Source organism: Candidatus Tisiphia endosymbiont of Dioctria linearis (assembly GCF_964026545.1).
Taxonomy (GTDB): Bacteria; Pseudomonadota; Alphaproteobacteria; order Rickettsiales; family Rickettsiaceae; genus Tisiphia.
Genome location: NZ_OZ032156.1, coordinates 1,308,792 through 1,335,553, shown reverse-complemented (window position 1 = coordinate 1,335,553; position 26,762 = coordinate 1,308,792). Strand labels below are relative to the sequence as shown.

The window sequence follows — 26,762 nt, the reverse complement described above, 5'->3', positions numbered from 1 at the left end:
AAACTTTCATTTTTTGAGTTTATAATAAATTGAAGAAATTATAAATAAAGTAAAAAAGGTATCTACTAATATACCATCAACTATATAGTAAAACTAATAAAAGTTTTTTGTGGGAAAGTATGGATTTTTTGCAAGAGGTCTCTAGAGTTCCATTGATAAGACGTTCAGAGGACGGATTGATTCTAAATTGTTGATTTATATCTAAATTAGTTCTGCTTTAAGTAAAAATGTTGTAGTAATTTGTCTTTGTTATAAGGAAATTAATTAGCAGCAATTTGAAATTGTAAAAACAGAAAATTTTGATAAGAAAACCAAGTTTTGTTCAACAAGTAATCTTTGGTACACGCTAATTTAAAAATTTAAACCATATTTTAAATTGCTGTTGTAGTGATTTTAAAAATAAAGGGTTCTCTTTTGTTTTGAAGATTTTTGGTTTAGCTCTCTGGGGTTATTTCAGAATTCTATCTTAAAAAGAAATTGATATTTTGATGGTTAAACATATCTGTTATATGAAAAACATTAAAGGTTTAAAATTATGTATAAGATACCATTAACTCCTTATTCTAAAATATTCTATAACGAATGGAAGTTAGATCAAAATAGAAGTGACTATAATATAGTTTTTGATCAAAATCTTTCTGGTTTATTGGAAATACAAAGATTAAACGATGCTATAAAAAGATTTATATCAGATTATATTATATTTAATAGCCATATAGACAATAAAGATAAAGATTTGTATTGGGTAGAAAATGATACAATCCATGAAATAGACTTTTTTGAGAAAAAAATACCAAATAGCAAGATTTTATCTTATATACAAAAACCGTTTGATTTAGAAACAGGTCCTTTGTATAGGTTTGGGTTAGTAAAAGTAAACAATAATAATTATAGATTAATAATTGTTTTGCATCACATTGTTATAGATGGACAAACAATGGATTATTTTATACAAGAATTATCGAATTATTATAATAATAAATTTTGTAAAAGTGATGCTTCTAAAGAAGAACAATTATCAAAGATAACAAAATTATCTATAGAGTTATCAGAGTATGTATATCTAAATAAAGAAAAAAGTAAGTCTTTTTGGAAAGAAAAATTAAAAGGAATAGAACCAATAGATTTAAGATTTTTAAAATTAAATAAGAATAAAATATTAAATGATAATCTAGAAATACAATCATTAAGTGAGGTTGGAGAAATAAGATTTAGTTTTGACAAAGAAATATTTTTTAAATTAAATAAGTTAAAGAAAAAATATGAAGTAACACCATATTTATATGGTAAAAGTATAATTGCAATATTGCTAAATAAATATAGTGGTAAAAATAGCTTTTGTATAAGTTATCCAATAGCTATAAATGAAGGAACGAATTTTATACATGGGGCTCACATTAACACTATAATGATTCCTTATGATTTTAGTACAATAAGTACTATTTCAGATATTTTTAATCAAACAAAAAAGTTTATAAAAGCACTAAGACCTAATGGTATAAATCATAGTTATTTACCCATTTTTAACATTATATCTGCATTGAATAAAGACGTATTAAATATTTCATTTTCTCAAACAAATTTAAAAGACAAAACTTTGGAATTTGTAAACGTAGAAAGTAAAGTAAATTATAGTACAAATATTGATTTAGTAAATGATGTGTTATTTGAACAAGAAGTTAGAAATGAAGAAATTAATTATAGAATAAAATATAAGTTAGATAGAATAGAAATAAGTTTATTAAAGGAATTTATAGAGAGCTATAAAAGGTTATTTACTGAAATACTAGAGGAATTAATAAACATAAAAAATATAAAAAATTTAAATTATATTAAGGGTTATAATCTATTATCCAATGAACAATACACCCAAATAGTATATACCTGGAACGATACAGGCAAAGAATATCCGTGTGATAAGACGATACATGGATTATTTGAGGAACAGGTAGAAAGGAGTCCAGACAGTATTGCACTGGTATGTGAAGGTATACATCTCAGCTACAGGGAAGTGAACGAAAGAGCAAACAAGCTAGCACATTATATAAGAAGCAGAGAGGAAATTGAGTCTGATACATTAATAGCACTTTGTTTGGATAGAAGTGAACACATGCTAATTAGTATACTTGCGGTACTTAAGGCAGGGGGGGCATATGTACCAATGGATCCAGGCTATCCTGATAGCAGAATAGAATATATAGTTAATGATACGAGGGCGAAGGTGTTATTAACTAACATTATATATCAAGAAAGGATTGATGGTATTGATAAGGGAGCTAATACAAGTGTGATTGCAGTAGATTCTGCAGAAGTGCAAGAAGCCTTGGTCACTGCATCTATATTCTCTCCTGTTACTAGAACAGAAAGTACAAATCTTGCCTATGTAATATATACTTCAGGTACTACAGGTAATCCTAAAGGTGTAATGATAGGGCATAGAGGGGTGGTAAATACCATCGCATCATTAAATGATGTATATGATTTGAAAAAAGGCAACAAGATAACAGCATTTACATCTTATATTTTTGATGTATCAGTTTCAGAGTTTTTTACAGCATTATTTCGTTGTGGAGAAATTCATTTATTAAATGATGCAATAAGATCTGATTCTTATTTAATTAGTTCTTATGTTAGAAAAAATAATATCAATTATGTATATTTACCTCCAATATTATTATCTAATTTACCAAAGGTTAAATATAAGGCACTTTGCGGAATAATATACGCAGGAGAGCCATGTGATATAAATACAGGTGAGTATTGGTCAAATCATTATAAGTTATATAATTATTATGGCCCAACGGAAGTAACAATATATGCATCAGGTAAAAAAATAAAAAATGGAGATACTAATTTAATAGGCAAGCCTATTTCAAACACTAATGTCTACATTTTAGATAATAACTTAACTCCTCTTCCTATTGGAGCTATAGGTGAGTTGTATGTAGGAGGAGTGGGACTTGCCAGAGGATATTTAAACAGAGTGGATTTAACGGCTGAGAAATTTATAGCAAATCCATTTAGAACAGAGGAAGAATTAAGGAAAGGTAAGAATGCAAGATTGTACAGAACAGGAGACCTGGCTCGTTTACTTCCTGATGGTAATTTGGAATATATAGGACGAAATGACTCTCAGGTTAAGATTAGGGGATATAGGATAGAGTTAGGAGAGATAGAGTCAGCTCTTCTGTCATATGAGGATATTAAGCAAAGTGTTGTAGTAACTCGAGAGTACGTAAGTGCTGATGATTCTACAGGTAACAAATATCTAGTGGGATATTACGTATCGGAACACAAACTCAAGGAATCAGATATTCTTACTTATCTAGAGTCTAAATTACCAGAATATATGGTACCGAGTACTTTAGTACATTTAGAGAAACTACCATTAACAATCAATGGCAAATTAGACAGAAAAGCATTACCAGATACTGAGTTTACTGATAAGGATAATTATCTTGCCCCACGCAATGAACTGGAAGCAAAGGTGTGTCAAATATGGGCTGAAGTATTGGGGATAGAAGTAGATAAAGTAGGAATTCATGATAATTTCTTTAGATTGGGAGGGAATAGTATTCTAGCAATTAGGCTAGTAAGTAAATTAGGTAAAGAGTTAAATATAAATGTAAGTATAGCCGGCATTTTTAAATCTCACAGCATAGAAAGATTAATAGAGTATTTAAAAGGCAATGCAGAATCTGGCACTAATATAAGTAAAGTTAGTATAAGTAATGCAGAAAAACAAAAGTTATCATTTGCACAAGAGCGTCTATGGTTTATTGAAAAGTATGAAGAAGGAACAAATGCATATAATATACCAATGTTATACAAGTTATCTGCTGATATCAATCTTGATACATTAGAAATGAGCCTTAAAGCTGTAGTAGCAAGACATGAGATTTTAAGAACATTAATTAAGGAAAATACAGAAGGACTAGGGTATCAACTAGTATTGGATAATACCAAAGACTTATTAGAGATAAATAAAATATCTATAACAAGCAAAATAGAATTAGAAACGGAATTACAAAAAGCAGTAAATTATGTATATGATTTATCAAATGAAATACCAATAAGAGTTTGTTTTTATTACTTACAACCTAACAAAGAGTACTATACAAGTATAGTAGTACATCATATAGCATTTGATGGATGGTCAACCAATATATTTTTTAATGAGCTACAAGAATATTATAACTATTATTTAGCCAAATTAAAAGGGCTTGAGGCTAAACTAAATCTTCCTGATATTACTATTCAATATAGAGACTTTGCATTATGGCAAAGGAATTACTTAAGTGGCGACAGGCTAGATAGTCAGTTAAACTATTGGAGAAGTAAACTAGAAAATTATGAGACATTAAATCTAGTTACAGATAAACAAAGACTAAAACAGGTAAATTATAGTGGAAAGAATATTTATTTTGAAATTGATAAAGGAGTATCAATAAGCTTAAGAGAGCTGGCAAAAGAATTAAAAGTAAGTCTATATAGTGTATTATTGTCAGCATATTATTTAATGCTAAGAGTTTATAGTAATCAGGATGATATAGTAATAGGGACAGCTGTATCTAACAGGCATTATAATCAAGTAGAGAGCTTGATAGGATTTTTTGTAAATACTATAGTTTTAAGAACTCAAATAAGGTCAACAAGCACAATTAAAGAGTTTATAGAAACTGTAAGCAAGGAGGTAATAGAAGCACAACTTCATCAAGATTTACCATTTGAGAAATTAGTAGAAGAGTTACAAGTAGAAAAGGATACAAGTAGGCACCCTATATTCCAGGTTATGTTTGGGTTGCAAAATTTTGGTTTTAATACAAAATCAGAGCTATTACAAGGATATGTATCAGATACAAATTTGTATAACGTAGCAAAATTTGATATAGAAACATTTATAGATGATAGTCAAGAGATTTTAAGAGGAGGTTTTAATTATGCAGTAAGTATATATACAGAAGAGACAATAAATAGATTAAAGGATACATATCTTGAAATAGTGAAGCAAATAAGTAATTGTCAAGTAGAAGAGAAGATATCAGATATAGGTTACTTAAATAAGGAAGAGTATGAACGGATAGTTTATGGTTGGAATGATACAGGTAAAGAATATCCATGTGATAAGACGATACATGGATTATTTGAAGAGCAGGTAGAAAGGAGTCCAGACAGTATTGCACTGGTATATGAAGATATACATCTTAGCTACAGGGAAGTGAACGAAAGAGCAAACAAGCTAGCACATTATATAAGAAGTAGAGAGGAGATTGAGCCTGATACATTAATAGCACTTTGTTTGGATAGAAGCGAACACATGCTAATTAGTATACTTGCGGTACTTAAGGCAGGGGGAGCATATGTACCAATGGATCCAGGCTATCCTGATAGCAGAATAGAGTATATAGTTAATGATACGAGAACGAAGGTATTATTAACTAACAGTGTATATCAGGAAAGACTTGATGCTATTGATAAGGGAGCTAATACAAATGTGATTGCAGTAGATTCTGCAGAAGTGCAAGAAGCCTTGGTCACTGCATCTATATTCTCTCCTGTTACTAGAACAGAAAGTACGAACCTTGCTTATGTAATATATACTTCAGGTACTACAGGGAATCCTAAAGGTGTGTTACAACTACATAGTAATATAATAAGGTTATTAACCGCTACACATGAATGGTATAAATTTAATCATAACGATGTTTGGACATTATTTCATTCATATATATTTGATTTTAGTGTATGGGAGATATGGGGTGCATTTAATTATGGTGGAAAATTAATAATTCTATCTAATGAAAAATCAAGAGACTTGAATATATTTTATGAACTTTGTCAGCAACAAAAAGTTACAGTACTAAATCATACACCTACAGCTTTTTATCAATTTGCTGATATAGTTATTAGTAATAATAAGCTAACAAGTTTTAGATATATAATATTTGGAGGAGAGACCTTAAATTTAGAACAACTAAAAGGTTGGTTTGAGTATTATAGTGATAATACTCAAAAATTAATAAATATGTATGGAATTACGGAAACTACGGTACATGTTACATATAAGCAGTTGAAAGAAAATGGTATAAACAACAATTCAGATATAGGAAAGCTTATACCTGATTTAAAAGCCTATGTTTTAGATAATAACCTAACTCCTCTTCCTATTGGAGCTATAGGTGAGTTGTATGTAGGAGGAGTAGGACTTGCCAGAGGATATTTAAACAGAGCGGATTTAACGGCCGAGAAATTTATAGCAAATCCGTTTAGAACAGAGGAAGAATTAAGGCAAGGTAAGAATGCAAGATTGTACAGAACAGGAGACCTGGCTCGTTTACTTCCTGATGGTAATTTGGAATATATAGGACGAAATGACTTTCAGGTTAAGATTAGGGGATATAGGATAGAGCTAGGAGAGATAGAGTCAGCTCTTCTGTTATATGAGGGTATTAAGCAAAGTGTTGTAGTAGCTCGAGAGCATGTAAGTGCTGATGATTCTACAGGTAACAAATATCTGGTGGGGTATTACGTATCGGATCACAAACTCAAGGAATCAGATATTCTTACTTATCTAGGGTTTAAATTACCAGAATATATGGTACCAAGTACTTTAGTACATTTAGAGAAACTACCATTAACAATCAATGGTAAATTAGACAGAAAAGCATTACCAGATCCTGAGTTTACTGATAAGGATAATTATCTTGCCCCACGCAATGAACTGGAAGCAAAGATGTGTCAGATATGGTCTGAGGTATTAGGGATAGAAGTAGAGAGAGTAGGAATCCGTGATGATTTCTTTAGATTGGGTGGAGATAGTATTTTAGCAATTAGGTTAGTAAGTAAGGTAAATATAGAATTTAAATCAGGTGTTAAAGTTAGAGATATATTTAAATTAAAATGTATATCTAACTTAGCAGAAACTATTTTTACTACTAACAATGACGGACAAGCTATATCATATGTACCGTTTAATCTAGTAAATATAGAAGATTATAAGGATATAATCTCTAATTTTGAATTGATAGAAGATGTTTATCCTGCAAGCTATTTACAAATTGGCATGTTGTTAGAATCTAATATGGATGATAAAAGTACATATCACAATATTTCTAATTATTTAATTAGTACTAAATATGATGAATACAAATTTTTATCTATCTGGAAATCTTTAGTCGATAAACATGAGTTATTGAGGGCAGCATTCGTCCTAAATGATAACGGTTGGAATGTTATTATACACAAAGATAGTAAACTAGATTATCAACTCTATAAAAATCGAAATATTGTAGATATAGTAACACAGGAAAAAAGGAATAGTTTTGATTATAATAAACCTGGTTTATTTAGATTAATAGTTAATGATTTAGGTAATAGCTTTGATTTTATACATTCATTCCATCATGTAATTGAAGATGGTTGGAGTGTAGCGTCTTTAATAAATGAGTTTATTCAAACTTATGTAAATGATAAGCCTATCATACCCATTCCAGATTTGCGATATGGCGAATTTGTTCAAAATGAAATATTGGCAATCGAGGATCAAGGGAATGCAACTTTCTGGAAAGAATATTTAGACAATTACAATGTTACAAAAGTTAATTGGAAATTTGATAAATTAACATCTGAAGATAGTCTATATAATAAATCTATTAATTTATCTACCGAACAAGTCACTTTGATACATAGGTTGGCAAAAGATTTAGTGATTAGCATTGATAGTATATTTTTATTAGCGTATCTAGAAACTTTATCATTTTTTACAAATAACACTGATATGATAGTTGGTCAAGTAGTAAATAATCGTTTGGAAAAAGAAGGAGGAGATAAGTTATTTGGTTTATTTTTAAATACTATTCCATTTAGATTTAATATAAATAATACATCAAACTATTCTAGTAAGCTATTAGAAGTATTTACAACTAAAGTTAGATTGCAACAATATAAACATTTACCTTATGGATATATAAAATCGTTATTTAAACAAGAATTGTATGATTTTGCATTTAATTTTATACATTTTCACATATTTAATGATAGTTATTCTAATCTGCAATCTTTGGGAGGATATGAAAGAACAAATATACCATTTGTTCTTAGTGTATCTCAGTATAAAGAATCCATGTTTTTAGTAAAATTTAGTGTGCATGATAATTATATTAGCCAAGATTTTCTGGATTATTTTACAGTATATTATCAAGAATCCTTACTTAATATATTAAATAATCCAGGTGGTACTAAATTACGTCTTACTGAACAGGATTATAAACAGATAGTTTATGATTGGAACAATACAGGTAAAGAATATCCATGTGATAAGACGATACATGGATTATTTGAAGAGCAGGTAGAAAGGAGTCCAGACAGTATTGCACTGGTATATGAAGATATACATCTTAGCTACAGGGAAGTGAACGAAAGAGCAAACAAGCTAGCACATTATATAAGAAGTAGAGAGGAGATTGAGCCTGATACATTAATAGCACTTTGTTTGGATAGAAGTGAACACATGCTAATTAGTATACTTGCGGTACTTAAGGCAGGGGGAGCATATGTACCAATGGATCCAGGCTATCCTGATAGCAGAATAGAGTATATAGTTAATGATACGAGGGCGAAGGTATTATTAACTAACAGTGTATATCAGGAAAGACTTGATGGTATTGATAAGGGAGCTAATACAAATGTGATTGCAGTAGATTCTGCAGAAGTGCAAGAAGCCTTGGTCACTGCATCTATATTCTCTCCTGTTACTAGAATAGAAAGTATGAACCTTGCCTATGTAATATATACTTCAGGTACTACAGGTAATCCTAAAGGTGTAATGATAGGGCATAAGGGAATAACAAACTTAGTAACACTACAAAGCGAAGAACTTGGGTTAAATGATGCTAAGAAAAGTAAAAATTGTTTGTGGTATGCAAATTATGTATTTGATGCTCACGTATGGGAAATTTATTCAACTATATGCAACGGAAATACTACATATGTAATAAATAATAATATTAGGCAAGATATAAGCTTATTAAGCGGATACATAGAAGATAATGCTATTGATATAGCACTTTTGCCACCTATATTATTAAATAATAATGATATTTTAAAATTAGACACTCTTATAATAGGAGGAGATACAATTGATAAGAAATTATTAAGTTGTTATCAGAATAGTAATTTAACAATAATAAATGCTTATGGTCCTACGGAAATTACCGTATATACAAGTTTAAAGCACTATAATTCCAGATTTTCTAAAGAGATAGGCAAGCCTATTTCAAATACTAAAGTATATATTTTAGATAATAACCTAACTCCTCTTCCTATTGGAGCTATAGGTGAGTTGCATGTAGGAGGAGTGGGACTTGCCAGAGGATATTTAAACAGAGCGGATTTAACGGCTGAGAAATTTATAGCAAACCCGTTTAGAACAGAGGAAGAACTAGGGCAAGATAAGAATGCAAGATTGTACAGAACAGGAGACCTGGCTCGTTTACTTCCTGATGGTAATTTGGAATATATAGGACGAAATGACTCTCAGGTTAAGATTAGGGGATATAGGATAGAGCTAGGAGAGATAGAGTCAGCTCTTCTGTCATATGAGGATATTAAGCAAAGTGTTGTAGTAACTCGAGAATACGTAAGTGCTGATGATTCTACAGGTAACAAATATCTGGTGGGATATTACGTATCGGAACACAAACTCAAGGAATCAGATATTCTTACTTATCTAGAGTCTAAATTACCAGAATATATGGTACCGAGTACTTTAGTACATTTAGAGAAACTACCATTAACAATCAATGGCAAATTAGACAGAAAAGCATTACCAGATACTGAGTTTACTGATAAGGATAATTATCTTGCCCCACGCAATGAACTGGAAGCAAAGGTGTGTCAAATATGGGCTGAAGTATTGGGGATAGAAGTAGATAAAGTAGGAATTCATGATAATTTCTTTAGATTGGGAGGGAATAGTATTCTAGCAATTAGGCTAGTAAGTAAATTAGGTAAAGAGTTAAATATAAATGTAAGTATAGCCAGCATTTTTAAATCTCACAGCATAGAAAGATTAATAGAGTATTTAAAAGGCAATGCAGAATCTGGCACTAATATAAGTAAAGTTAGTATAAGTAATGCAGAAAAACAAAAGTTATCATTTGCACAAGAGCGTCTATGGTTTATTGAAAAGTATGAAGAAGGAACAAATGCATATAATATACCAATGTTATACAAGTTATCTGCTGATATCAATCTTGATACATTAGAAATGAGCCTTAAAGCTGTAGTAGCAAGACATGAGATTTTAAGAACATTAATTAAGGAAAATACAGAAGGACTAGGGTATCAACTAGTATTGGATAATACCAAAGAGTTATTAGAGATAAATAAAATATCTATAACAAGCAAAATAGAATTAGAAACGGAATTACAAAAAGCAGTAAATTATGTATATGATTTATCAAATGAAATACCAATAAGAGTTTGTTTTTATTACTTACAACCTAACAAAGAGTACTATACAAGTATAGTAGTACATCATATAGCATTTGATGGATGGTCAACCAATATATTTTTTAATGAGCTACAAGAATATTATAACTATTATTTAGCCAAATTAAAAGGGCTTGAGGCTAAACTAAATCTTCCTGATATTACTATTCAATATAGAGACTTTGCATTATGGCAAAGGAATTACTTAAGTGGCGACAGGCTAGATAGTCAGTTAAACTATTGGAGAAGTAAACTAGAAAATTATGAGACATTAAATCTAGTTACAGATAAACAAAGACTAAAACAGGTAAATTATAGTGGAAAGAATATTTATTTTGAAATTGATAAAGGAGTATCAATAAGCTTAAGAGAGCTGGCAAAAGAATTAAAAGTAAGTCTATATAGTGTATTATTGTCAGCATATTATTTAATGCTAAGAGTTTATAGTAATCAGGATGATATAGTAATAGGGACAGCTGTATCTAACAGGCATTATAATCAAGTAGAGAGCTTGATAGGATTTTTTGTAAATACTATAGTTTTAAGAACTAAAATAAGGTCAACAAGCACAATTAAAGAGTTTATAGAAACTGTAAGCAAGGAGGTAATAGAAGCACAACTTCATCAAGATTTACCATTTGAGAAATTAGTAGAAGAGTTACAAGTAGAAAAGGATACAAGTAGGCACCCTATATTCCAGGTTATGTTTGGGTTGCAAAATTTTGGTTTTAATACAAAATCAGAGCTATTACAAGGATATGTATCAGATACAAATTTGTATAACGTGGCAAAATTTGATATAGAAACATTTATAGATGATAGTCAAGAGATTTTAAGAGGAGGTTTTAATTATGCAGTAAGTCTATATACAGAAGAGACAATAAATAGATTAAAGGATACATATCTTGAAATAGTGAAGCAAATAAGTAATTGTCAAGTAGAAGAGAAGATATCAGATATAGGTTACTTAAATAAGGAAGAGTATGAACGGATAGTTTATGGTTGGAATGATACAGGTAAAGAATATCCATGTGATAAGACGATACATGGATTATTTGAAGAGCAGGTAGAAAGGAGTCCAGACAGTATTGCACTGGTATATGAAGATATACATCTTAGCTACAGGGAAGTGAACGAAAGAGCAAACAAGCTAGCACATTATATAAGAAGTAGAGAGGAGATTGAGCCTGATACATTAATAGCACTTTGTTTGGATAGAAGTGAACACATGCTAATTAGTATACTTGCGGTACTTAAGGCAGGGGGAGCATATGTACCAATGGATCCAGGCTATCCTGATAGCAGAATAGAGTATATAGTTAATGATACGAGAACGAAGGTGTTATTAACTAACAGTGTATATCAGGAAAGACTTGATGGTATTGATAAGGGAGCTAATACAAATGTGATTGCAGTAGATTCTGCAGAAGTGCAAGAAGCCTTGGTCACTGCATCTATATTCTCTCCTGTTACTAGAATAGAAAGTACGAACCTTGCCTATGTAATATATACTTCAGGTACTACAGGTAATCCTAAAGGTGTAATGATAGGGCATAAGGGAATAACAAACTTAGTAACACTACAAAGCGAAGAACTTGGGTTAAATGATGCTAAGAAAAGTAAAAATTGTTTGTGGTATGCAAATTATGTATTTGATGCTCACGTATGGGAAATTTATTCAACTATATGCAACGGAAATACTACATATGTAATAAATAATAATATTAGGCAAGATATAAGCTTATTAAGCGGATACATAGAAGATAATGCTATTGATATAGCACTTTTGCCACCTATATTATTAAATAATAATGATATTTTAAAATTAGACACTCTTATAATAGGAGGAGATACAATTGATAAGAAATTATTAAGTTGTTATCAGAATAGTAATTTAACAATAATAAATGCTTATGGTCCTACGGAAATTACCGTATATACAAGTTTAAAGCACTATAATTCCAGATTTTCTAAAGAGATAGGCAAGCCTATTTCAAATACTAAAGTATATATTTTAGATAATAACCTAACTCCTCTTCCTATTGGAGCTATAGGTGAGTTGCATGTAGGAGGAGTGGGACTTGCCAGAGGATATTTAAACAGAGCGGATTTAACGGCTGAGAAATTTATAGCAAACCCGTTTAGAACAGAGGAAGAACTAGGGCAAGATAAGAATGCAAGATTGTACAGAACAGGAGACCTGGCTCGTTTACTTCCTGATGGTAATTTGGAATATATAGGACGAAATGACTCTCAGGTTAAGATTAGGGGATATAGGATAGAGCTAGGAGAGATAGAGTCAGCTCTTCTGTCATATGAGGATATTAAGCAAAGTGTTGTAGTAACTCGAGAATACGTAAGTGCTGATGATTCTACAGGTAACAAATATCTGGTGGGATATTACGTATCGGAACACAAACTCAAGGAATCAGATATTCTTACTTATCTAGAGTCTAAATTACCAGAATATATGGTACCGAGTACTTTAGTACATTTAGAGAAACTACCATTAACAATCAATGGCAAATTAGACAGAAAAGCATTACCAGATACTGAGTTTACTGATAAGGATAATTATCTTGCCCCACGCAATGAACTGGAAGCAAAGGTGTGTCAAATATGGGCTGAAGTATTGGGGATAGAAGTAGATAAAGTAGGAATTCATGATAATTTCTTTAGATTGGGAGGGAATAGTATTCTAGCAATTAGGCTAGTAAGTAAATTAGGTAAAGAGTTAAATATAAATGTAAGTATAGCCAGCATTTTTAAATCTCACAGCATAGAAAGATTAATAGAGTATTTAAAAGGCAATGCAGAATCTGGCACTAATATAAGTAAAGTTAGTATAAGTAATGCAGAAAAACAAAAGTTATCATTTGCACAAGAGCGTCTATGGTTTATTGAAAAGTATGAAGAAGGAACAAATGCATATAATATACCAATGTTATATAAGTTATCTGCTGATATCAATCTTGATACATTAGAAATGAGCCTTAAAGCTATAGTAGCAAGACATGAGATTTTAAGAACATTAATTAAGGAAAATACAGAAGGACTAGGGTATCAACTAGTATTGGATAATACCAAAGACTTATTAGAGATAAATAAAATATCTATAACAAGCAAAATAGAATTAGAAACGGAATTACAAAAAGCAGTAAATTATGTATATGATTTATCAAATGAAATACCAATAAGAGTTTGTTTTTATTACTTACAACCTAACAAAGAGTACTATACAAGTATAGTAGTACATCATATAGCATTTGATGGATGGTCAACCAATATATTTTTTAATGAGCTACAAGAATATTATAACTATTATTTAGCCAAATTAAAAGGGCTTGAGGCTAAACTAAATCTTCCTGATATTACTATTCAATATAGAGACTTTGCATTATGGCAAAGGAATTACTTAAGTGGCGACAGGCTAGATAGTCAGTTAAACTATTGGAGAAGTAAACTAGAAAATTATGAGACATTAAATCTAGTTACAGATAAACAAAGACTAAAACAGGTAAATTATAGTGGAAAGAATATTTATTTTGAAATTGATAAAGGAGTATCAATAAGCTTAAGAGAGCTGGCAAAAGAATTAAAAGTAAGTCTATATAGTGTATTATTGTCAGCATATTATTTAATGCTAAGAGTTTATAGTAATCAGGATGATATAGTAATAGGGACAGCTGTATCTAACAGGCATTATAATCAAGTAGAGAGCTTGATAGGATTTTTTGTAAATACTATAGTTTTAAGAACTAAAATAAGGTCAACAAGCACAATTAAAGAGTTTATAGAAACTGTAAGCAAGGAGGTAATAGAAGCACAACTTCATCAAGATTTACCATTTGAGAAATTAGTAGAAGAGTTACAAGTAGAAAAGGATACAAGTAGGCACCCTATATTCCAGGTTATGTTTGGGTTGCAAAATTTTGGTTTTAATACAAAATCAGAGCTATTACAAGGATATGTATCAGATACAAATTTGTATAACGTAGCAAAATTTGATATAGAAACATTTATAGATGATAGTCAAGAGATTTTAAGAGGAGGTTTTAATTATGCAGTAAGTCTATATACAGAAGAGACAATAAATAGATTAAAGGATACATATCTTGAAATAGTGAAGCAAATAAGTAATTGTCAAGTAGAAGAGAAGATATCAGATATAGGTTACTTAAATAAGGAAGAGTATGAACGGATAGTTTATGGTTGGAATGATACAGGTAAAGAATATCCATGTGATAAGACGATACATGGATTATTTGAAGAGCAGGTAGAAAGGAGTCCAGACAGTATTGCACTGGTATATGAAGATATACATCTTAGCTACAGGGAAGTGAACGAAAGAGCAAATAAGCTAGCACATTATATAAGAAGTAGAGAGGAGATTGAGCCTGATACATTAATAGCACTTTGTTTGGATAGAAGTGAACACATGCTAATTAGTATACTTGCGGTACTTAAGGCAGGGGGAGCATATGTACCAATGGATCCAGGCTATCCTGATAGCAGAATAGAGTATATAGTTAATGATACGAGAACGAAGGTATTATTAACTAACAGTGTATATCAGGAAAGACTTGATGGTATTGATAAGGGAGCTAATACAAATGTGATTGCAGTAGATTCTGCAGAAGTGCAAGAAGCCTTGGTCACTGCATCTATATTCTCTCCTGTTACTAGAACAGAAAGTACAAATCTTGCCTATGTAATATATACTTCAGGTACTACAGGTAATCCTAAAGGTGTAATGATAGGGCATAAGGGAATAACAAACTTAGTAACACTACAAAGCGAAGAACTTGGGTTAAATGATGCTAAGAAAAGTAAAAATTGTTTGTGGTATGCAAATTATGTATTTGATGCTCACGTATGGGAAATTTATTCAACTATATGCAACGGAAATACTACATATGTAATAAATAATAATATTAGGCAAGATATAAGCTTATTAAGCGGATACATAGAAGATAATGCTATTGATATAGCACTTTTGCCACCTATATTATTAAATAATAATGATATTTTAAAATTAGACACTCTTATAATAGGAGGAGATACAATTAATAAGAAATTATTAAGTTGTTATCAGAATAGTAATTTAACAATAATAAATGCTTATGGTCCTACGGAAATTACCGTATATACAAGTTTAAAGCACTATAATTCCAGATTTTCTAAAGAGATAGGCAAGCCTATTTCAAATACTAAAGTATATATTTTAGATAATAACCTAACTCCTCTTCCTATTGGAGCTATAGGTGAGTTGCATGTAGGAGGAGTGGGACTTGCCAGAGGATATTTAAACAGAGCGGATTTAACGGCTGAGAAATTTATAGCAAACCCGTTTAGAACAGAGGAAGAACTAGGGCAAGATAAGAATGCAAGATTGTACAGAACAGGAGACCTGGCTCGTTTACTTCCTGATGGTAATTTGGAATATATAGGACGAAATGACTCTCAGGTTAAGATTAGGGGATATAGGATAGAGCTAGGAGAGATAGAGTCAGCTCTTCTGTCATATGAGGATATTAAGCAAAGTGTTGTAGTAACTCGAGAATACGTAAGTGCTGATGATTCTACAGGTAACAAATATCTGGTGGGATATTACGTATCGGAACACAAACTCAAGGAATCAGATATTCTTACTTATCTAGAGTCTAAATTACCAGAATATATGGTACCGAGTACTTTAGTACATTTAGAGAAACTACCATTAACAATCAATGGCAAATTAGACAGAAAAGCATTACCAGATACTGAGTTTACTGATAAGGATAATTATCTTGCCCCACGCAATGAACTGGAAGCAAAGGTGTGTCAAATATGGGCTGAAGTATTGGGGATAGAAGTAGATAAAGTAGGAATTCATGATAATTTCTTTAGATTGGGAGGGAATAGTATTCTAGCAATTAGGCTAGTAAGTAAATTAGGTAAAGAGTTAAATATAAATGTAAGTATAGCCAGCATTTTTAAATCTCACAGCATAGAAAGATTAATAGAGTATTTAAAAGGCAATGCAGAATCTGGCACTAATATAAGTAAAGTTAGTATAAGTAATGCAGAAAAACAAAAGTTATCATTTGCACAAGAGCGTCTATGGTTTATTGAAAAGTATGAAGAAGGAACAAATGCATATAATATACCAATGTTATATAAGTTATCTGCTGATATCAATCTTGATACATTAGAAATGAGCCTTAAAGCTATAGTAGCAAGACATGAGATTTTAAGAACATTAATTAAGGAAAATACAGAAGGACTAGGGTATCAACTAGTATTGGATAATACCAAAGACTTATTAGAGATAAATAAAATATCTATAACAAGCAAAATAGAATTAGAAACGGAATTACAAAAAGCAGTAAATTATGTATATGATTTATCAAATGAAATACCAATAAGAGTTTGTTTTTATTACTTACAACCTAACAAAGAGTACTATACAAGTATAGTAGTACATCATATAGCATTTGATGGATGGTCAACCAATATATTTTTTAATGAGCTACAAGAATATTATAACTATTATTTAGCCAAATTAAAAGGGCTTGAGGCTAAACTAAATCTTCCTGATATTACTATTCAATATAGAGACTTTGCATTATGGCAAAGGAATTACTTAAGTGGCGACAGGCTAGATAGTCAGTTAAACTATTGGAGAAGTAAACTAGAAAATTATGAGACATTAAATCTAGTTACAGATAAACAAAGACTAAAACAGGTAAATTATAGTGGAAAGAATATTTATTTTGAAATTGATAAAGGAGTATCAATAAGCTTAAGAGAGCTGGCAAAAGAATTAAAAGTAAGTCTATATAGTGTATTATTGTCAGCATATTATTTAATGCTAAGAGTTTATAGTAATCAGGATGATATAGTAATAGGGACAGCTGTATCTAACAGGCATTATAATCAAGTAGAGAGCTTGATAGGATTTTTTGTAAATACTATAGTTTTAAGAACTAAAATAAGGTCAACAAGCACAATTAAAGAGTTTATAGAAACTGTAAGCAAGGAGGTAATAGAAGCACAACTTCATCAAGATTTACCATTTGAGAAATTAGTAGAAGAGTTACAAGTAGAAAAGGATACAAGTAGGCACCCTATATTCCAGGTTATGTTTGGGTTGCAAAATTTTGGTTTTAATACAAAATCAGAGCTATTACAAGGATATGTATCAGATACAAATTTGTATAACGTGGCAAAATTTGATATAGAAACATTTATAGATGATAGTCAAGAGATTTTAAGAGGAGGTTTTAATTATGCAGTAAGTCTATATACAGAAGAGACAATAAATAGATTAAAGGATACATATCTTGAAATAGTGAAGCAAATAAGTAATTGTCAAGTAGAAGAGAAGATATCAGATATAGGTTACTTAAATAAGGAAGAGTATGAACGGATAGTTTATGGTTGGAATGATACAGGTAAAGAATATCCATGTGATAAGATGATACATGGATTATTTGAAGAGCAGGTAGAAAGGAGTCCAGACAGTATTGCACTGGTATATGAAGATATACATCTTAGCTACAGGGAAGTGAACGAAAGAGCAAACAAGCTAGCACATTATATAAGAAGTAGAGAGGAGATTGAGCCTGATACATTAATAGCACTTTGTTTGGATAGAAGTGAACACATGCTAATTAGTATACTTGCGGTACTTAAGGCAGGGGGAGCATATGTACCAATGGATCCAGGCTATCCTGATAGCAGAATAGAGTATATAGTTAATGATACGAGAACGAAGGTATTATTAACTAACAGTGTATATCAGGAAAGACTTGATGGTATTGATAAGGGAGCTAATACAAATGTGATTGCAGTAGATTCTGCAGAAGTGCAAGAAGCCTTGGTCACTGCATCTATATTCTCTCCTGTTACTAGAACAGAAAGTACGAACCTTGCCTATGTAATATATACTTCAGGTACTACAGGTAATCCTAAAGGTGTAATGATAGGGCATAAGGGAATAACAAACTTAGTAACACTACAAAGCGAAGAACTTGGGTTAAATGATGCTAAGAAAAGTAAAAATTGTTTGTGGTATGCAAATTATGTATTTGATGCTCACGTATGGGAAATTTATTCAACTATATGCAACGGAAATACTACATATGTAATAAATAATAATATTAGGCAAGATATAAGCTTATTAAGCGGATACATAGAAGATAATGCTATTGATATAGCACTTTTGCCACCTATATTATTAAATAATAATGATATTTTAAAATTAGACACTCTTATAATAGGAGGAGATACAATTGATAAGAAATTATTAAGTTGTTATCAGAATAGTAATTTAACAATAATAAATGCTTATGGTCCTACGGAAATTACCGTATATACAAGTTTAAAGCACTATAATTCCAGATTTTCTAAAGAGATAGGCAAGCCTATTTCAAATACTAAAGTATATATTTTAGATAATAACCTAACTCCTCTTCCTATTGGAGCTATAGGTGAGTTGCATGTAGGAGGAGTGGGACTTGCCAGAGGATATTTAAACAGAGCGGATTTAACGGCTGAGAAATTTATAGCAAACCCGTTTAGAACAGAGGAAGAACTAGGGCAAGATAAGAATGCAAGATTGTACAGAACAGGAGACCTGGCTCGTTTACTTCCTGATGGTAATTTGGAATATATAGGACGAAATGACTCTCAGGTTAAGATTAGGGGATATAGGATAGAGCTAGGAGAGATAGAGTCAGCTCTTCTGTCATATGAGGATATTAAGCAAAGTGTTGTAGTAACTCGAGAATACGTAAGTGCTGATGATTCTACAGGTAACAAATATCTGGTGGGATATTACGTATCGGAACACAAACTCAAGGAATCAGATATTCTTACTTATCTAGAGTCTAAATTACCAGAATATATGGTACCGAGTACTTTAGTACATTTAGAGAAACTACCATTAACAATCAATGGCAAATTAGACAGAAAAGCATTACCAGATACTGAGTTTACTGATAAGGATAATTATCTTGCCCCACGCAATGAACTGGAAGCAAAGGTGTGTCAAATATGGGCTGAAGTATTGGGGATAGAAGTAGATAAAGTAGGAATTCATGATAATTTCTTTAGATTGGGAGGGAATAGTATTCTAGCAATTAGGCTAGTAAGTAAATTAGGTAAAGAGTTAAATATAAATGTAAGTATAGCCAGCATTTTTAAATCTCACAGCATAGAAAGATTAATAGAGTATTTAAAAGGCAATGCAGAATCTGGCACTAATATAAGTAAAGTTAGTATAAGTAATGCAGAAAAACAAAAGTTATCATTTGCACAAGAGCGTCTATGGTTTATTGAAAAGTATGAAGAAGGAACAAATGCATATAATATACCAATGTTATATAAGTTATCTGCTGATATCAATCTTGATACATTAGAAATGAGTCTTAAAGCTGTAGTAGCAAGACATGAGATTTTAAGAACATTAATTAAGGAAAATACAGAAGGACTAGGGTATCAACTAGTATTGGATAGTACCAAAGACTTATTAGAGATAAATAAAATATCTATAACAAGCAAAATAGAATTAGAAACGGAATTACAAAAAGCAGTAAATTATGTATATGATTTATCAAATGAAATACCAATAAGAGTTTGTTTTTATTACTTACAACCTGACAAAGAGTACTATACAAGTATAGTAGTACATCATATAGCATTTGATGGATGGTCAACCAATATATTTTTTAATGAGCTACAAGAATATTATAACTATTATTTAGCCAAATTAAAAGGGCTTGAGACTAAACTAAATCTTCCTGATATTACTATTCAATATAGAGACTTTGCATTATGGCAAAGGAATTATTTAAGTGGCGACAGGCTAGATGATCAGTTAAACTATTGGAGAAGTAAACTAGAAAATTATGAGACATTAAATCTAGTTACAGATAAACAAAGACTAAAACAGGTAAATTATAGTGGAAAGAATATTTATTTTGAAATTGATAAAGGAGTATCAATAAGCTTAAGAGAGCTGGCAAAAGAATTAAAAGTAAGTCTATATAGTGTATTATTGTCAGCATATTATTTAATGCTAAGAGTTTATAGTAATCAGGATGATATAGTAATAGGGACAGCTGTATCTAACAGGCATTATAATCAAGTAGAGAGCTTGATAGGATTTTTTGTAAATACTATAGTTTTAAGAACTCAAATAAGGTCAACAAGTACAATTAAAGAGTTTATAGAAACTGTAAGCAAGGAGGTAATAGAAGCACAACTTCATCAAGATTTACCATTTGAGAAATTAGTAGAAGAGTTACAAGTAGAAAAGGATACAAGTAGGCACCCTATATTCCAGGTTATGTTTGGGTTGCAAAATTTTGGTTTTAATACAAAATCAGAGCTATTACAAGGATATGTATCAGATACAAATTTGTATAACGTGGCAAAATTTGATATAGAAACATTTATAGATGATAGTCAAGAGATTTTAAGAGGAGGTTTTAATTATGCAGTAAGTCTATATACAGAAGAGACAATAAATAGATTAAAGGATACATATCTTGAAATAGTGAAGCAAATAAGTAATTGTCAAGTAGAAGAGAAGATATCAGATATAGGTTACTTAAATAAGGAAGAGTATGAACGGATAGTTTATGGTTGGAATGATACAGGTAAAGAATATCCATGTGATAAGACGATACATAGATTATTTGAAGAGCAGGTAGAAAAGAGTCCAGACAGTATTGCACTGGTATATGAAGATATACATCTTAGCTACAGGGAAGTGAACGAAAGAGCAAACAAGCTAGCACATTATATAAGAAGTAGAGAGGAGATTGAGCCTGATACATTAATAGCACTTTGTTTGGATAGAAGTGAACACATGCTAATTAGTATACTTGCGGCACTTAAGGCAGGGGGAGCATATGTACCAATGGATCCAGGCTATCCTGATAGCAGAATAGAGTATATAGTTAATGATACGAGGGCGAAGGTATTATTAACTAACAGTGTATACCAGGAAAGACTTGATGGTATTGATAAGGGAGCTAATACAAATGTGATTGCAGTAGATTCTGCAGAAGTGCAAGAAGCATTGGTCACTGCATCTATATTCTCTCCTGTTACTAGAACAGAAAGTACGAACCTTGCCTATGTAATATATACTTCAGGTACTACAGGTAATCCTAAAGGTGTAATGATAGGGCATAGAGGAGTGGTATGTTTTTGTTTTGAAAACAATTATCTTTTTATGAATAGTAATACTGCCGTACTTGGTTATTCAAATTATGTATTTGATGGTAGTATTTTTGATATTTTTTCAACATTGTTAAATGGAGGAAAATTAATTCTTTCTAATAAAGATGTTATCCTTAATGAATTTGAACTGTACAATATACTAACTCAACATTCTATTAATACACTGTTTATAACAACAGTATTGTTTTCTTATTATTCTAAATTAAAAGATGCTAATCCATTAAATCATTTATCTAATATTTTATTTGGTGGAGAAAAATTAAATATTAATGATTTAGAAGAATTTCTAAGCACTAATAATACCACTAATTTAATTCATGTGTATGGTCCTACTGAAAATATTGTTTTTTCAACGTATTACAATGTAATTCTTAATGATAAAATAATAGCTTCAATAGGTAAGAAATTATTAGATAAAACATTATACATACTAAGCACAAACCTAACTCCTCTTCCTATTGGAGCTATAGGTGAGCTGTATGTAGGAGGAGTGGGACTTGCCAGAGGATATTTAAACAGAGCGGATTTAACGGCTGAGAAATTTATAGCAAACCCGTTTAGAACAGAGGAAGAATTAAGGCAAGGTAAGAATGCAAGATTGTACAGAACAGGAGACCTGGCTCGTTTACTTCCTGATGGTAATTTGGAATATATAGGACGAAATGACTCTCAGGTTAAGATTAGGGGATATAGGATAGAGCTAGGAGAGATAGAGTCAGTTCTTCTGTCATATGGGGATATTAAGCAAAGTGTTGTAGTAACTCGAGAGCATGTAAGTGCTGATGATTATACAGGTAACAAATACCTGGTGGGATATTACGTATCGGAACACAAACTCAAGGAATCAGATATTCTTACTTATCTAGAGTCTAAATTACCAGAATATATGGTACCGAGTACTTTAGTACATTTAGAGAAACTACCATTAACAATCAATGGCAAATTAGACAGAAAAGCATTACCAGATATTGAGTTTACTGATAAGGATAATTATCTTGCCCCACGCAATGAACTGGAAGCAAAGGTGTGTCAAATATGGGCTGAAGTATTGGGGATAGAAGTAGATAAAGTAGGAATTCATGATAATTTCTTTAGATTGGGAGGGAATAGTATTCTAGTAATTAGGCTAGTAAGTAAATTAGGTAAAGAGTTAAATAGAAATGTAAGTATAGCCAGCATTTTTAAATCTCACAGCATAGAAAGATTAATAGAGTATTTAAAAGATAATGCAGAATCTGGCACTAATATAAGTAAAGTTAGTATAAGTAATGCAGAAAAACAAAAGTTATCATTTGCACAAGAGCGTCTATGGTTTATTGAAAAGTATGAAGAAGGAACAAATGCATATAATATACCAATGTTATACAAGTTATCTGCTGATATCAATCTTGATACATTAGAAATGAGCCTTAAAGCTGTAGTAGCAAGACATGAGATTTTAAGAACATTAATTAAGGAAAATACAGAAGGACTAGGGTATCAACTAGTATTGGATAATACCAAAGACTTATTAGAGATAAATAAAATATCTATAACAAGCAAAATAGAATTAGAAACGGAATTACAAAAAGCAGTAAATTATGTATATGATTTATCAAATGAAATACCAATAAGAGTTTGTTTTTATTACTTACAACCTAACAAAGAGTACTATACAAGTATAGTAGTACATCATATAGCATTTGATGGATGGTCAACCAATATATTTTTTAATGAGCTACAAGAATATTATAACTATTATTTAGCCAAATTAAAAGGGCTTGAGGCTAAACTAAATCTTCCTGATATTACTATTCAATATAGAGACTTTGCATTATGGCAAAGGAATTACTTAAGTGGCGACAGGCTAGATAGTCAGTTAAACTATTGGAGAAGTAAACTAGAAAATTATGAGACATTAAATCTAGTTACAGATAAACAAAGACTAAAACAGGTAAATTATAGTGGAAAGAATATTTATTTTGAAATTGATAAAGGAGTATCAATAAGCTTAAGAGAGCTGGCAAAAGAATTAAAAGTAAGTCTATATAGTGTATTATTGTCAGCATATTATTTAATGCTAAGAGTTTATAGTAATCAGGATGATATAGTAATAGGGACAGCTGTATCTAACAGGCATTATAATCAAGTAGAGAGCTTGATAGGATTTTTTGTAAATACTATAGTTTTAAGAACTCAAATAAGGTCAACAAGCACAATTAAAGAGTTTATAGAAACTGTAAGCAAGGAGGTAATAGAAGCACAACTTCATCAAGATTTACCATTTGAGAAATTAGTAGAAGAGTTACAAGTAGAAAAGGATACAAGTAGGCACCCTATATTCCAGGTTATGTTTGGGTTGCAAAATTTTGGTTTTAATACAAAATCAGAGCTATTACAAGGATATGTATCAGATACAAATTTGTATAACGTGGCAAAATTTGATATAGAAACATTTATAGATGATAGTCAAGAGATTTTAAGAGGAGGTTTTAATTATGCAGTAAGTCTATATACAGAAGAGACAATAAATAGATTAAAGGATACATATCTTGAAATAGTGAAGCAAATAAGTAATTGTCAAGTAGAAGAGAAGATATCAGATATAGGTTACTTAAATAAGGAAGAGTATGAACGGATAGTTTATGGTTGGAATGATACAGGTAAAGAATATCCATGTGATAAGACGATACATGGATTATTTGAAGAGCAGGTAGAAAGGAGTCCAGACAGTATTGCACTGGTATATGAAGATATACATCTTAGCTACAGGGAAGTGAACGAAAGAGCAAACAAGCTAGCACATTATATAAGAAGTAGAGAGGAGATTGAGCCTGATACATTAATAGCACTTTGTTTGGATAGAAGCGAACACATGCTAATTAGTATACTTGCGGTACTTAAGGCAGGGGGAGCATATGTACCAATGGATCCAGGCTATCCTGATAGCAGAATAGAGTATATAGTTAATGATACGAGAACGAAGGTATTATTAACTAACAGTGTATATCAGGAAAGACTTGATGCTATTGATAAGGGAGCTAATACAAATGTGATTGCAGTAGATTCTGCAGAAGTGCAAGAAGCCTTGGTCACTGCATCTATATTCTCTCCTGTTACTAGAACAGAAAGTATGAACCTTGCTTATGTAATATATACTTCAGGTACTACAGGGAATCCTAAAGGTGTGTTACAACTACATAGTAATATAATAAGGTTATTAACCGCTACACATGAATGGTATAAATTTAATCATAACGATGTTTGGACATTATTTCATTCATATATATTTGATTTTAGTGTATGGGAGATATGGGGTGCATTTAATTATGGTGGAAAATTAATAATTCTATCTAATGAAAAATCAAGAGACTTGAATATATTTTATGAACTTTGTCAGCAACAAAAAGTTACAGTACTAAATCATACACCTACAGCTTTTTATCAATTTGCTGATATAGTTATTAGTAATAATAAGCTAACAAGTTTTAGATATATAATATTTGGAGGAGAGACCTTAAATTTAGAACAACTAAAAGGTTGGTTTGAGTATTATAGTGATAATACTCAAAAATTAATAAATATGTATGGAATTACGGAAACTACGGTACATGTTACATATAAGCAGTTGAAAGAAAATGGTATAAACAACAATTCAGATATAGGAAAGCTTATACCTGATTTAAAAGCCTATGTTTTAGATAATAACCTAACTCCTCTTCCTATTGGAGCTATAGGTGAGTTGTATGTAGGAGGAGTAGGACTTGCCAGAGGATATTTAAACAGAGCGGATTTAACGGCCGAGAAATTTATAGCAAATCCGTTTAGAACAGAGGAAGAATTAAGGCAAGGTAAGAATGCAAGATTGTACAGAACAGGAGACCTGGCTCGTTTACTTCCTGATGGTAATTTGGAATATATAGGACGAAATGACTTTCAGGTTAAGATTAGGGGATATAGGATAGAGCTAGGAGAGATAGAGTCAGCTCTTCTGTTATATGAGGGTATTAAGCAAAGTGTTGTAGTAGCTCGAGAGCATGTAAGTGCTGATGATTCTACAGGTAACAAATATCTGGTGGGGTATTACGTATCGGATCACAAACTCAAGGAATCAGATATTCTTACTTATCTAGGGTTTAAATTACCAGAATATATGGTACCAAGTACTTTAGTACATTTAGAGAAACTACCATTAACAATCAATGGTAAATTAGACAGAAAAGCATTACCAGATCCTGAGTTTACTGATAAGGATAATTATCTTGCCCCACGCAATGAACTGGAAGCAAAGATGTGTCAGATATGGTCTGAGGTATTAGGGATAGAAGTAGAGAGAGTAGGAATCCGTGATGATTTCTTTAGATTGGGTGGAGATAGTATTTTAGCAATTAGGTTAGTAAGTAAGGTAAATATAGAATTTAAATCAGGTGTTAAAGTTAGAGATATATTTAAATTAAAATGTATATCTAACTTAGCAGAAACTATTTTTACTACTAACAATGATGGACAAGCTATATCATATGTACCGTTTAATCTAGTAAATATAGAAGATTATAAGGATATAATCTCTAATTTTGAATTGATAGAAGATGTTTATCCTGCAAGCTATTTACAAATTGGCATGTTGTTAGAATCTAATATGGATGATAAAAGTACATATCACAATATTTCTAATTATTTAATTAGTACTAAATATGATGAATACAAATTTTTATCTATCTGGAAATCTTTAGTCGATAAACATGAGTTATTGAGGGCAGCATTCGTCCTAAATGATAACGGTTGGAATGTTATTATACACAAAGATAGTAAACTAGATTATCAACTCTATAAAAATCGAAATATTGTAGATATAGTAACACAGGAAAAAAGGAATAGTTTTGATTATAATAAACCTGGTTTATTTAGATTAATAGTTAATGATTTAGGTAATAGCTTTGATTTTATACATTCATTCCATCATGTAATTGAAGATGGTTGGAGTGTAGCGTCTTTAATAAATGAGTTTATTCAAACTTATGTAAATGATAAGCCTATCATACCCATTCCAGATTTGC

1 protein-coding gene (only partly in view) is annotated in these 26,762 nt (G+C 31.0%); it reads left to right on the top strand.

The features are described 5' to 3' along the window. The first annotated feature begins 535 nt into the window (after positions 1-535). Positions 536-26,762, top strand: partial view of a non-ribosomal peptide synthase/polyketide synthase gene (locus AAGD42_RS06335; RefSeq protein ID WP_341752674.1) — the 5' portion only. It continues 13,598 nt past the right edge of the window; 26,227 of the gene's 39,825 nt are visible here — the first part of the coding sequence; its start codon is at positions 536-538; its stop codon lies beyond the right edge, outside the window.